Raw genomic sequence first — 12,094 nt, 5'->3', positions numbered from 1 at the left:
CCCCATCCGCACGTGCACCCCCGACACCTGCACGAGCAACCCGCAACCACCCGTACCGAGCTGCGGAGAATCACGGAGGAAGCCAGATGAAGGTGGCACCGACCCGGGCGGCCCTGACGCGGATCGCCGCCTGCGGCGCGGCTGCGATCCTGGTGGGCGTCGCCGTGGTCGACGTACGGCAGAGCGCCGCGTCGGGCACGGGCGAGAACGAGAAGCTGCTCCTGATCGCACCCGCGGCCCCCGGCGGCGGATGGGACATGCTCGCCCGCGAATTGCAGAACGGTCTGCGCGAGGAGGGGCTGCGCCGCAACGTCGAGGTCTCCAACGCCGAAGGTGCGGGCGGCACCATCGGACTCACCCAGACCGCCAACCGCGAGGGTCAGTCCGGCGTTCTCACCATGACCGGCCTCGGCATGGTCGGCGCGGTGGAGACGCTCGGTTCGCAGCACACCATGGCGGACGCCACCCCGATCGCCCAGCTCGCCTCCGAGTACCTGACGGTGGTCGTACCGAAGAACTCGCCCTACCGGACGGCGGACGAACTCGCCGAGGCCTGGCGGGAGAAGAAGGGCGGCCTGCCGGTCGCGGGCGGCTCGATGGGCGGCGTCGACCAGATCTTCGCCGCCCAGGTCGCGCAGAGCATGAAGGTGCCGCCGGACGGCATCAACTACCTGCCGTACGCGGGCGGCGGCGAGGTGCTGACCTCGCTCCTCTCCGGCACCGCCCAGGTCGGTTTCGGCACCTACGGCGACTTCAGCGACCAGCTGGAGTCCGGTTCCGTGCGCGCGCTGGGCATCTCCTCGCCGGAACGGCTCGACGGCGTCGACGACCTGCCCACCCTGCACGAACAGGGGTACGACGTGGAGATGTCCAACTGGCGCGGAGTGATCGCTCCGCCCGGCGTCGGCGAGGAGGAGGCGAAGAAGCTGGAGAGGGTGCTCGCCAAACTCCGCAAGACCCCCACCTGGGCCGACACCCTCAAGCGCAACCGGTGGACCGATACGTACCAGGGGCGTGAGGAGTTCACGGCCTTCCTGAAGGAAGAGGTCACTGTGGCGCGCAAGACCGTGAAGGCGCTGGGTCTGTGACGGGCGCGGAGGAGGACCGGGACGTGACGAGAAACGGACCGGCCGAACCCCGGCCGTCGGCAGCGGAAGCCGGTACGGCGGTGGGCGACCGGGCAGCCGAGGCCGGTTACGCCGCGGCGGCCGGAAGCGCCGCGGAGGAGACCACGGCGGAGGCCGGGAACGCAGCGACCCCCGCGCCCGACGCGGACCGTACGGCGGGTGCCGATGCGGACCGTACGGCGGACCGCGACGCGGATCGCACGCCGGACTCCGACGCGGACTCCGACGCGGACCTCGCGCCGGCGCCCGCGTACGACCCGGAGACCGCTCCGTGGGTCGGCCCGCGCGCCTGGGTCTTCCCGGCGCTGGTCGCGACGTTCGGCGCGATCGCCGTGTGGGGTGCGTTCACCATCCAGGCTCCGCCCAACACCGACCCGCCCGGCCCCGGAGTCGTACCCGGCGTGGTCGGCACGCTGCTGCTGGTGGTCGCCGGCTGGATGGCCGCGTCCAACGTGCGTTCGGCCCGTGCGCTGCGCGGCAGCGGTCGCACACAGCTGCCCGGCCACGCTCCCGCACCGCCGACCGACTGGCCGCCGGTGCTGCTGATCGTCGGCACGCTCGCCGTGCACGTCGCGCTGCTGGAGACGCTGGGCTGGCTGCTCGCCGGTTCGCTGCTCTTCTGGGGCGTCGCGTACGCCTTCGGTGCCCGCTCGTATGCGCGTGACGCGCTCGTCGCCGTGTCGATGTCGGCGGCGGTGCAGGTGGGCTTCTCCCTCGGGCTGGGTCTGAGCCTGCCCGGCGGCGTACTGGAATGGACGGTGTGACGTGGAAGCCTTCTCCCTTCTCGGCGACGGGCTTGTCTCCGCGCTGACCCCGGCGAACCTGCTGTGGGCGTTCTGCGGCGTGCTGCTGGGCACCGCCGTCGGCGTACTGCCCGGCATGGGCTCCGCCATGGCCGTGGCGCTGCTGCTGCCGGTCACCTTCCAGATGGACCCGACCGCGGCGTTCATCCTCTTCGCCGGCGTCTACTACGGCGGCACATTCGGCGGTGCGACCACCTCCATCCTGCTCAACACCCCCGGCCAGGCGTCCTCGATTGCCACCACCTACGAGGGTCACAAGATGGCGCTGGCAGGACGGGCGCCGCAGGCACTGGGCACCGCGGTCATCGGCTCGTTCGTGGCGAGCGTCATCGGCACGCTGGTGGTCGCGCTCTTCGCTCCGGTGATGGTCGACTTCGCGCTGAAGTTCGGGCCCGGCGAGTACTTCGCGCTGACCGTCTTCTCCTTCGTGGCCGTCGCCGCGGTGGTCTCCGGCTCGGTGGTGCGGGGCATCGCCTCGCTGCTGATAGGGCTGGCCATCGGACTGGTGGGCATCGACAGCCAGAGCGGGGCACCGCGCTTCGACTTCGGCTCGGCCGTGCTGCTGGACGGCGTGGACCTGATCATCGTGACCGTCGGGCTGCTGGCGCTCGGTGAGGTGCTCTACGTCGCCGCACAGGGCCGGCACGCGCCCGACCTGGCCTCCATCCGGTCCGGAAAGCCGTGGCTCAAGCGCCGGGATCTGCGCCGCTCCTGGCCCGCGTGGCTGCGCGGCACCGCGCTCGGCACGACCTTCGGTCCGATCCCCGGCAGCGGTGCGGAGATCCCCACCTTCCTCTCGCTGGGCGCCGAACGCAGACTGGCCAAGCGGCGCGAGCGACGCGGCGGCGAGAAGAGCGAGTTCGGCAAGGGCGCCATCGAAGGCGTCGCCGGGCCCGAGGCCGCCAACAACGGCTCCGCGGCCGGAACTCTCGTACCCCTGCTGGGGCTTGGACTGCCCACCTCGGCCACGGCCGCGATCATGCTGGCAGCCTTCCAGCAGTACGGGCTCCAACCGGGGCCGGTGCTCTTCGAGCGCAACGGCGATCTTGTCTGGACGCTCCTGGCCTCGCTGCTGATCGGCTCGGTGCTGCTGCTGGCCATCAACCTGCCGTTCGCCCCGCTGTGGGCCAAGCTGCTGAAGCTGCCCAAGCCGTACCTGTACGCGGGCATCACGCTCTTCTCGGTGCTGGCGGTCTACGCCATCAACGGCTCCACGGTGCATCTGGTGATGCTGCTCGCGGTGTCCCTGCTCGCCTTCGCGATGCGGCACTTCGGCGTACCGGTGGCGCCCGCGCTGATCGGTGTGGTGCTCGGGCCGATCGCCGAGACCGAACTGCGTCGGGCGCTCGCCGCCTCGGCCGGCGACCCCTCGATTCTCGTCAACAGCGGTATCTCGATCGGCCTCTATGTGATGGTCGTCGTCGCCGCGCTGCTGCCGCTGGCGGCGAAGCTGCGCCGACTGCGCGCCCGTCGCGCCGAAGCCGCCCGGGACAGCGGGAACGACGGGGACGGTGGCGGGGAAGAGCGCGAGCCGGCCGGTACGGCGTCGCGGTAGCTGAACCCACGCACGCGGGCGGCCTCCCCAACTGCGGGAGGACGCCCGCGTGTTCGCGTCTGCGTGCCCCGGCGCGGCAGCCGCGCGGGCCGGCCGGGCGTACGTACGCGCCGTCCGGCTGCGGCTCGACGGGAGTGACTGGTGGCGAAGGGGTCCTCCGCTTACGGGCCGAAGGCGGTGGGCAGTTCGTCGGCGTGGGGGATCGAGTCCATCGCACCGGGCCGCGTCACGGTGAGCGCGGCGGCGGCCGAGGCGCGGGCCAGGGCGGAGGCCGGCCGGCGCCGGCCGGCCGCGAGGTCGGCGGCCAGGTACCCCGTGAAGGTGTCGCCCGCCGCCGTGGTGTCGGTGGCGGTGACCGCAACGGCCGGGACGTGGGTGACGGCCTCCCCGTCTCCGTCGCCGCAGACGTACGCCCCGTCGGCTCCCGCGGTGCAGACAACCGTGCACGAGAGCGAGCCGGCCACCTGCGCGACGAGAGCGGGCAGCGCGTCGCGGCCGGTCTCTGCACGAGCCGGTTCGCCAGTCGGCAACTCGTCGATAAGTCCCAGCAGTTGGGCCACCGCGTCCATCTCGCCCCGGTTGACCACCAGGTGGTCGAGGTCCGCGCCCAGGCAGTCGGCCCGTTCCGGTGCGGGGGCGGCGTTGAGAACGACGAGAGCGCCGCGCCGCTTCCCGAGGCGGGCGGCGTGCACGACGACCTCGGGCGGGATTTCCAACTGGAGCAGCAGCACGTCGCCTTCGCCGAGGTCGCGCAGCCCCAACTCGACGTCGGCGGCGGTCAGTCGGGAGTTGGCGCCGGGCGCCACGACGATCCGGTTCTCACCGGCCCGGTCCAGCAGCACGATCGCCGTACCGGTCGGCGTACCTTCGACGGTCCGCACCGGGCGGGTGTCGACCCCGGCACCGTCCAACTCGGCGCGGACCAGCCTGCCGTGCGCGTCGTCGCCCACCGCGCCGACCATCACCACCTCGGCGCCCGCCCGTGCGGCGGCCACCGCCTGGTTGCCGCCCTTGCCGCCCGCGGACAGTCGTACGTCGGAGGCGAGCACGGTCTCGCCCGCCGCCGGGTACGCGGTCAACTCCAGGAGCTGGTCGGCGTTGAGGCTGCCGACGACGTGAACAACGGACATGGGCGTTCCTTCCTGTCCGTCGCGTCGGTCCGATGTGACACGACACGCGGCGGCTTGGCGCGTCGCAGCACGACACGGCGGGTGGTGGCGCGAGGTGCGGCGGTGGCGGGCTATGGGCGGGCGGTGGTGGCGGTGTTCAGCTCATACGTGTGGTGGAGCAGGCCAGTTCACACCAGACCACTTTCCCCACCACGCTTCCACCGACCGCACTGGACAGAAGTGCGTAGCGCCCCCACGCCCGGGCCAGCCGTTCGACGAGCAGCAGCCCTCGCCCGTGGGCGTCGTCGAACGTGACGGGTACGGGGTCGGGCAGGTCGGGGTGCTCGTCGCGCACGCTGATCCGCAGCACGCCCTCGCGTACTCGCGCCCGTACGTAGACCTGCCCCTCTGCGTGTCTGACGGCGTTGCCCACCAGCTCGCCGGTCAGCAACTCGGCGGTGTCCGCCAGCTCTCGGGGAGGCCGCAGGCCGTCCAACGCGGTTCGGAACGCCGCACGTGCCACGCGTGCGGCCCGGGGAACGTTGGTCAGTTGAAGCCCGCACTCCCACTCGTCGGGCGGGTGGAGGAGAACGGCTGTCGGTGTGAGTCGGTGCGGTTCGGAATTGGGCATGGGACCCCCAAGGTCGTTGCGCTGCTGAGGAGTTGGTCTCACCGAAGGAGAAGTGGAACGCGGCTCTTCGGGTCGGTGGCCTGCCGTGCCGCCGCGCGCAGGCAGCACGATGCACTTCCGACACCCGAAGGCGGCGAGTGAGTGACGCACTACACACGGTAGGGCACAGAGATTGCATGTTGCTACTTAATGGGGGAAGAGCTTCAACTTCCCTGGTCGGTAGATTGGTTGGTTACAGCGGAGAGGGAGTGCTTGTGGCGCCGAGGAGCAGGCCGACGGCCAGGCAGCAACGTCTTGGCGCCGAGTTGCGGAGCTTGCGTGAGACTGCCGGTGTGTCGTCGGCGACTGCCGCCAAGGCGCTTGGCGTCGACGCGACCCGTATAAGCAACATCGAAGCGGGCCGGGTAGGGGTGAACGACGAACGGTTCAGAGCCCTCGCGGAGTTGTACGACTGCGCGGACCACGCCTTCCTGGAGGCGCTCGTCGAGCTCGGGCGCACCCGGCGCGGTCGATGGTGGGACGTCCACCGCGGCACGGTCTCGCGCGGTCAGATCGATCTGGTGGAAATCGAAACCGACGCCACCGAGTTGAGGACCGCGCAGACCACACACATTCCGGGTGTGTTCCAGACCGCCGAGTACGCCCGCGCGATCTTCCGGCAGGCCGTCCCGGAGTTGCCCTCGCACGAGGTGGAGGAGCGGGTCTCCTTCCGGTTGAAGAGGCAGGAGATCCTCTTCCGTCCCCGCCCCGTTCCTTTTCTCGCGGTCGTTCACGAGGCTGCGCTCCGGATGCAATTCGGTGGGGCCGCCGCCGCGAAGAGGCAGCTCAACCATCTGCTGGAGGCCGGTGACCGTGCTTCGGTCACGCTCCTCATCATTCCCTTCGCCGCAGGCGAGTTTCCCGGGGCGGGGCAGACGATCACCTACGCGGCCGGTCCGGTCCCGCAGCTCGACACGGTGATTCTCGACGCCTCGCACGGGCCCGAAATTCTGTACTCGGAAACGGAGTTGGCCAAATACAGGGCGCTGCTCGGGCGTACCGTGGAGATCGCACTCGGCGCCGAGGAGTCCCGCGAGTTCCTGGTGGGGATCATCGAAGACCTGTGAGAGGACGCATCACATGACCCAGTGGCAGAAGTCGAGTTACTGCGCCGAGGCGAACAACTGCGTGGAGATCGCGGCCGGTTCGACGGGCGACGTTGTCCATGTGCGCGAGTCCGCCGATCCGAGCATCGAGTTGACGACGACGCCGGGCCGGTTGGCCACGCTGCTGGACGCCGCGCGCAGTGGCCGGCTGGTCGACCTCTGAAGGGCGTGGCGAATGAAGGGCGTGGCGAACATGACGTGGCAGAAGTCGAGTTACTGCGCCGAGGCGAGCAACTGCGTGGAGATCGCGGCTGGTTCGACGGGCGATGTTGTCCGTCTGCGTGAATCTTCCGCGCCCGGCATCGAGTTGACGACGACGCCGGACCGGCTGGCCGCTCTTCTGAACGCCGCACGCAGCGGTGGGTTGGCCGATCTCTGAGCCCGCGGCCGGTCGGTCGGCCTCTGTGTGAGGCCCTTTCGGTGAAGGTGCGAGTTCGGCGAAGGTGCGACTTCAGCGAAGGTGCGAGGCGCCGTTGAGGTCGAGGACGGTGCCGGAGGCCCAGATCGCCTCGGGAGAGGCGAGCCACAGGACGGCGGCGGCGATCTCCTCGGGAGCTGCGACGCGACCGAACGGGCTCTGCCCGCGCACCTCGTCGGTGAGGCGGTCGGCGACCCGTTCCGTCTCGACGAAGCCCGGCGCCACCGAGGCGACGGCGATGCCGTGCGGCGCCAGCGCCACCGCCAGGGACTGGCCGAGCGCGTGCAGCGCGGCCTTGGAGGCGCCGTACGCGGGGTGATCGGGTTCGCCCCGATGGGCGCCGCGCGAACCGATGTTGACGATCCGGCCACCGGCGCCCCGCTCGATCATCAGCCGGGCGGCGAGGTGGCTGACGTGGGCGGCGCCGAGCAGGTTGACGTCGAGGATCCGGCGCCAGGCGGCCTGCCAGTCGGCGTAGGAGGTGTCCGCGATCGGGTGGGGCTCGTTGGCGGCGGCGTTGTTGACCAGTACGTCCACGGCGCCGAGGCCCGTCGACACCGTCTCGACCAGCTCGGCGGCCCCGTCGGGGGTGCTCAGATCGCCGCGCACCAGTACGTGGCCGTCGCCGGGCAGCGCGGCGAAGGCGGCCTCGGCGGCCTCCGTGCGCGAGCCGTAGTGCAGGGCGACGCGGTCGCCGCGTTCGGCGAAGGCGTGCGCGATGGCCCGGCCGATTCCGCGCGAGGCGCCGGTGACGAGGACTGCTCTGCTCACGGAACTCTCCTTCCGGCGCGGCCGTTTCCGCCGTACACGCCTCGGCGGTGACTGCCGTCCCGGCCGATGACTCGACGGCTGACTCGACCGATGCCCGACTGCTTCCCACTCGTCGACGGCTGGTCCGTCGACTGCTTCTGCGGCGAACTGCGCGGTGCTGTCGTCGCGGTGACTGCGACTACCGCGACCGGGCGACGGGACGCGGGACGACGCTGTACGCCTGCCCGTGCCGTTCGCCTCCGTGGGATCGCACGCTACCCGCCGCCACCGGGGGATCCGGTCCCGGGCCCGTCGGGACGGCCCGGCCGGGCGGACGGCGGCGAGGGCCCGGCCGGGCGGACGGCGGCGGCTGCGCGGAGTCGGTGGGCGGAGTCGGTGGGCGGAGTCGGTGGGCGGATCGGCAGGCGGATCGGCAGGCGTGGCGGTCCGGTTCGGGCGCGGGTGGAGGCGACTTCGGGCGGGCGGCTGCCGGGAGGTCGCCGAGTGTCGCCGGAGTGTCGTGTTCCGCATCTACGTGTACTTCTCAAGAAGCCCCGGGGGCGCGAGGATTGGGGTCGCGCCGGCCGAGCCGGGCTGTCGGAGGGCGGTCCGGTTGGGGGCCGTAAAATGCTGCGGTGCAGATGTGCCGAGTACAGGGGAGTGGCCGGCGGTTGCAGTCCGGCATCACTGAGGGGATGACAGAGCGATGGTGACTGCCGCAGAGCCGGGTCCCGCCGCGACCCGGGCAGGTCCGGAGGCCGTGCCGCGCTCGTCGCACGAGACCGCGAAGGACGTCGGCCCCGACTCCGTCGAGGGGCAGACCGGCCGGTCTGCGTCCGCACCGCTCGGGGTGCGCAACTGGCGTTGGGACGAGCCCGCTCGGGCCAGGACCGCCGGGGTCGCCGCCCTCGCGCTCGGGCTGGTCGCCGCCTGGTACGCCAATCATTGGCTCGGTTCCGCCCGTGCCGGCACGATCCTGCTGGTTGTCGCCTGCCTGGCGGGCGCGGCGGGCTCGGTGCTCAGCGGCCTCGCCCACGGCGCGCGCGCCGGCGACCGACACCGCCTGGGGTACGTGCTGTTGGCGCTGGCCGGCCTCTGGGGCGTGTGCGGCGCATGGGTCGCGACGGGCACGCTCGCGGTGCGGTTGGTCGCCTTCGCCGCGGCCGTCGCGCTGACACTCGTGCTCGCCGGAGTGAGTACGCCCCTGGGCCGCACCGCGCTCCTCGGTGCGGGGGCGGTGGCGGCCACCGCCGCGCTCTGGGAGACCGGGCTGCTGCTGACCGACGCACGCGGCACCGGCGTCGTGCTCGGCGCCCTGTCGGTGTTCGTCCTCGGCTTCCTGCCGCGTCTCGCGCTCCGGGGCGCGGGGCTGCTGCGGCTGGACGACCAGCGTGCGCGCGGTACTTCGGTCAGTGCGCACGAGGTCGACACCGCGCTGGCCGCCAACCACCGGCAGCTCGCACTGGTCACCGTGACCGCCGCCGCCTCGACCGCCGCCGGCGGCTGGCTGGCGCTCGACCGGCCGTCGCCGTGGAGCGTCGGCCTGGTGGTGCTGCTCGCGGTGCTGCTGATGGCGCGCGCCCGCGCGTATCCGCTGACGGTGGAGGTGCTGGCGCTGACGGCTGCTGCTGCCGTGTTGCTGGTGCGCCTGGTGGTGGTGTGGGGCTCCCACGCGACCGTCGGCCCGTTGGCGATGTTCGCGGTGCTGCTTGCCGGAGTGCTCGTGACGCTGGTGCTGCGCGTACCGGAGCGCGCGGGTGGGATGCTGCGGAGAGCGACCGATGTGGGGGAGTCGGTCAGTGTGGTGCTGCTTCTGCCGTTCGTGGTGGGGGCGTTCGGGGTGTTCGGTCAGCTGCTCACGGCGTTCTGAGCTGTGGAGATGTCGAAGGGGCATGCGGAGATGACGGCACGGGACGAAGTCCGGGGCACAGCGCGGGAGACGGCGTCCGAAGGTGGGAGCGTTCCGCCGGCGGCGCTGGAGGCGGTTCCTCGCGAGGGAGCGCCGGAGCCGGCCGGTTCGGTCGACGGCGGCGGTGTGCAGGAGGACGTGGCGCGTACGTTCGGCGGGGAGCTGCCGCTTGCGGCCGATCGCGAGGCGGACGCTGACGCGGGGCTGCTGCCGGCGGCGGGGACGCTGCCGGAAGCGGAACCCGTCTTGCTTGCGGGCTTCGGGCCGGAGCCGTTGCCCGCGCCCGTACCGGGGCCGGAGTCGAGAGCCGCTGCCCAGTCCGAGGCAGACGCGCGCGCCGGGACTGTGGCTGAGCTCGGGCCGGAGCCGGTGGCCGACGGCGGGGCCGCTGCGGAGATCGAGCCGGAGGACGCCGTACCACCGGGGTTCGAGGCCCCACGGCGGCCGAGCGGAGCCGAGCCGAAGCCGGCGGCCGTGGCAGCAGCCGGTGCGGCGGACGTTGCGGCTGTGGCGAGTGTGCCGCCTCTGGAGGGCGGGACGCCGGTGGAGGAGACCGAGCGTGGGCCCGCGCCCCCGGCGGCAGCACCGGCCTCCGAGGAGAAGACCGAGGTCGGGGCCGAGGTGCCGTCCTTCGACGACGACCAGGACGCCGCCGTCACCCAGCACCTCGCGACCCTCGTGCCGCCGCCGATGCCGGCTCTCCCGCTCCCGCTGCCGCAGTCGGCGCCGCCCCTCGGGGAGTCGGTCGCCGCGTCCGTCGACGCCGTCGCCGCGCCGACCGGGACCGGGCCGACAATCGACCAACTCCCGCCTCCCGACGCCGTGTTCGACGTGAGCAGCCCTCCGCCTGCGTTTCCCGGCCCGGGAGCGGCCGAGCAGACGCTGCTGCTGTCGTCCGTCTCCGCGGGCCTCGCCGCCGCATCACCCGTCTCCGCCGATCCGCACGCCGCCGATCCGTACGCCGCCGCGCGGACGCTCCCGCTGCCGCCGCACGGGGTGGCCGCGCCTCCGCCTGCCCGGCCGCCCGCAGCCGGGCCGCCCGCAACGCAGGCCGGACCGCAGCCCGCGATGCCGGGCCGATCGCAGGTCGCAACGCCGGCCGGATCGCAGGCAGGGCGCCCCGACGCCGGGCTGCCGCAGAACGCCCCGTCGCAGCCGCCACAGTCACCAACTCCGCACGCGCGCACGGTGCCGACTCCCGCCAACCCGCTGCCGTCCGGGCCCTCTGCCCCGACGCCCTCCGCGCCCTCCGCGCCCTCCGCGCCCTCCGGGCCCTCCGGGCCGGTCGCGCCCTCCGGGCCGGTCGCGCCTCAGCCGTACGCTCCGCAGCGCGCCGACGGGTACGCCCAGCCCGCCCGGCAGGCGCCGAACGCCCCGAACCTCCCGTACGCGCCGAACGTCTCGTACGCCCCGCCGACTCCGCACCGGCCGTACGGCTCGGCGTCCGGAGCCGTGGCGCCGGTCTCCGTCCCCGTCAACGGGCCGGAGGTGGCCGAGGTCAAGCGCCGGGCGCGGCACGGCGACAGCATGTCCCGGCGTACCGTCCAGGCGCTGCACCGGCTCGTCTCCTCCACCGCGCGCGAGACCACGATCGCCACCGAGACCGCCCGCGCGATACAGCAACCGGTGCACAGCGGGCGTCAGTTGGCGGTCACCAGCATCCGCGGCGGGGCGGGCAAATCGACGGTCGCCGCCCTGCTGTCCCTCACCTACGCGCACTACCGCAACGACCCGACGCTGACCGTCGAGGCCGATCCGGCGCTCGGGACCATTCCCGGCCGGCTCGGGGCCTCCGAGATCCGCTGGACCTGCGCGGACCTGGCGCGGATCGTCAACCCCTCGATGCGGCTGACCGACATCACCGGCTATCTGGTGCGGCTGCCCGGTGGTGGCTGGCTGCTGCCCGCGAGCCAGGGTGCGGTCGGCGCCCAACTCGACCTGGACACCTACCGGGTCGTGATCACCTCGCTCGGCCGCTACTTCGGCACCTCGGTGGTGGACTGCGAGACGCTGCCCGCCGAGGTGGCACGCACAGCGCTGACCACCACCCAGGCGCGGGTGCTCGTCACCCCGGCCACAGTGGAGGGAGTCGCCGCGACGCGTTCCGTACTGGACTGGATGGGCAACCTCCATCCGCGGATGCTCGCCACCACCGTTGTCGCCGTGTCGCACGCGGTGCCCGACACCGCTCTCGACGAGGCGAAGGCGATCCGGCACCTGGCGGTCGGCGGCGCGACCGTCGTCCCCATCCCCTACGACCGGCACCTCGCCGCCGGCGGCGCGATCCGTACGGAGCTGCTCGGCCACCACACGCGTGCCGCCGCCGCCCGTCTCGCGGCGGAGTGCATGGGACGCGCGGTCGCGTTCGACCAGCGTTAGACGGGTTCGGGCTGCGTCGAGCAGGCCGCGACGGCGCCCGGTGGGCAGCGTCCACCGGCGTCAAGTGCCGTGCGGGCCGGGCCTGTTGGTGGCCGGCCCTTTGGTGCCCGGGCCCGTCTGCGCCGTGGCTCCCGCGCTCCTGCCGGACGGCGAGCTATGCGCACGGACGAGACGCCGACATACCGGAGCAAGACCGGAGCAAGCCGGAAGTCGCCGTGTCGCCCGTCCGGTCGGAACGTCCCGGTGGTGAGACGGGGCAGCCGGGCGA

The 12,094-nt window shown here is 72.8% G+C and carries 11 protein-coding genes; 8 read left to right on the top strand and 3 right to left on the bottom strand.

The annotated features are described in order from the left end of the window. The first annotated feature begins 86 nt into the window (after positions 1–86). From JGS22_RS04735 to JGS22_RS04725, 3 genes are read left to right on the top strand one after another with little or no spacing between them, the layout of a single operon-like run. Complete coding sequence (locus tag JGS22_RS04735; protein WP_211040743.1) at positions 87–1,088, top strand: Bug family tripartite tricarboxylate transporter substrate binding protein; 1,002 nt, start codon at positions 87–89, stop codon at positions 1,086–1,088. 23 nt (positions 1,089–1,111) lie between these two features. Next, positions 1,112–1,891 carry a tripartite tricarboxylate transporter TctB family protein gene (locus tag JGS22_RS26955; protein WP_308405512.1) on the top strand — a complete coding sequence of 260 codons (780 nt, stop codon included), beginning with the start codon at positions 1,112–1,114 and terminating at the stop codon, positions 1,889–1,891. Position 1,892: 1 nt separating this feature from the next. Beyond that, positions 1,893–3,485 (top strand): tripartite tricarboxylate transporter permease, encoded by a 1,593-nt coding sequence (locus tag JGS22_RS04725; protein ID WP_211040742.1) that lies wholly within the window; start codon positions 1,893–1,895, stop codon positions 3,483–3,485. A 161-nt stretch (positions 3,486–3,646) separates the two neighbouring features. On the opposite strand, the gene JGS22_RS04720 is transcribed toward JGS22_RS04725, so the two are convergent. Next, positions 3,647–4,615: a PfkB family carbohydrate kinase gene (locus JGS22_RS04720; protein ID WP_211040741.1), complete on the bottom strand. Its 969-nt coding sequence runs from the start codon at positions 4,613–4,615 to the stop codon at positions 3,647–3,649. Between the two features lie 136 nt (positions 4,616–4,751). Then, positions 4,752–5,225 carry an ATP-binding protein gene (locus tag JGS22_RS04715; protein WP_211040740.1) on the bottom strand — a complete coding sequence of 158 codons (474 nt, stop codon included), beginning with the start codon at positions 5,223–5,225 and terminating at the stop codon, positions 4,752–4,754. A 248-nt stretch (positions 5,226–5,473) separates the two neighbouring features. On the opposite strand from JGS22_RS04715, the gene JGS22_RS04710 reads away from it, so the two are divergent. From JGS22_RS04710 to JGS22_RS04700, 3 genes are read left to right on the top strand one after another with little or no spacing between them, the layout of a single operon-like run. Next, complete coding sequence (locus tag JGS22_RS04710; RefSeq protein ID WP_308405511.1) at positions 5,474–6,331, top strand: helix-turn-helix domain-containing protein; 858 nt, start codon at positions 5,474–5,476, stop codon at positions 6,329–6,331. Positions 6,332–6,344: 13 nt separating this feature from the next. After that, positions 6,345–6,533, top strand: coding sequence for a DUF397 domain-containing protein (locus JGS22_RS04705; protein ID WP_211040738.1), 189 nt, complete (start codon positions 6,345–6,347; stop codon positions 6,531–6,533). Positions 6,534–6,563: 30 nt separating this feature from the next. Beyond that, positions 6,564–6,749: a DUF397 domain-containing protein gene (locus tag JGS22_RS04700; RefSeq protein ID WP_236073422.1), complete on the top strand. Its 186-nt coding sequence runs from the start codon at positions 6,564–6,566 to the stop codon at positions 6,747–6,749. 72 nt (positions 6,750–6,821) lie between these two features. Here the strand turns inward: JGS22_RS04700 and JGS22_RS25950 are convergent, their stop codons facing one another. Further along, the gene (locus JGS22_RS25950; protein ID WP_211040736.1) at positions 6,822–7,559 is read right to left on the bottom strand and encodes an SDR family NAD(P)-dependent oxidoreductase; all 738 of its coding nucleotides are present in this window, start codon (positions 7,557–7,559) and stop codon (positions 6,822–6,824) included. 685 nt (positions 7,560–8,244) lie between these two features. On the opposite strand from JGS22_RS25950, the gene JGS22_RS04690 reads away from it, so the two are divergent. Both JGS22_RS04690 and JGS22_RS25945 read left to right on the top strand, forming a co-directional pair. Next, positions 8,245–9,408 (top strand): hypothetical protein, encoded by a 1,164-nt coding sequence (locus tag JGS22_RS04690; RefSeq protein ID WP_211040735.1) that lies wholly within the window; start codon positions 8,245–8,247, stop codon positions 9,406–9,408. 30 nt (positions 9,409–9,438) lie between these two features. Then, complete coding sequence (locus JGS22_RS25945; protein WP_236073023.1) at positions 9,439–11,826, top strand: MinD/ParA family ATP-binding protein; 2,388 nt, start codon at positions 9,439–9,441, stop codon at positions 11,824–11,826. The last annotated feature ends 268 nt before the right edge of the window (positions 11,827–12,094 follow it).

The organism is Streptomyces tardus (assembly GCF_018101125.2).
Taxonomy (GTDB): domain Bacteria; phylum Actinomycetota; class Actinomycetes; order Streptomycetales; family Streptomycetaceae; genus Streptomyces; species Streptomyces tardus.
The sequence above is the reverse complement of the archived record's forward strand: the minus strand, read 5'-3'. Positions and strand labels throughout refer to the sequence as shown.

What these genes read in the sequence shown, in the direction of transcription:
- JGS22_RS04715 (WP_211040740.1), bottom strand. Translation starts at nt 5,225, where the DNA reads ATGCCCAATTCCGAACCGCACCGACTCACACCGACAGCCGTTCTCCTC.
- JGS22_RS04735 (WP_211040743.1), top strand. Translation starts at nt 87, where the DNA reads ATGAAGGTGGCACCGACCCGGGCGGCCCTGACGCGGATCGCCGCCTGC.
- JGS22_RS25945 (WP_236073023.1), top strand. Translation starts at nt 9,439, where the DNA reads ATGACGGCACGGGACGAAGTCCGGGGCACAGCGCGGGAGACGGCGTCC.
- JGS22_RS04700 (WP_236073422.1), top strand. Translation starts at nt 6,564, where the DNA reads ATGACGTGGCAGAAGTCGAGTTACTGCGCCGAGGCGAGCAACTGCGTG.
- JGS22_RS04690 (WP_211040735.1), top strand. Translation starts at nt 8,245, where the DNA reads ATGGTGACTGCCGCAGAGCCGGGTCCCGCCGCGACCCGGGCAGGTCCG.
- JGS22_RS04720 (WP_211040741.1), bottom strand. Translation starts at nt 4,615, where the DNA reads ATGTCCGTTGTTCACGTCGTCGGCAGCCTCAACGCCGACCAGCTCCTG.
- JGS22_RS04705 (WP_211040738.1), top strand. Translation starts at nt 6,345, where the DNA reads ATGACCCAGTGGCAGAAGTCGAGTTACTGCGCCGAGGCGAACAACTGC.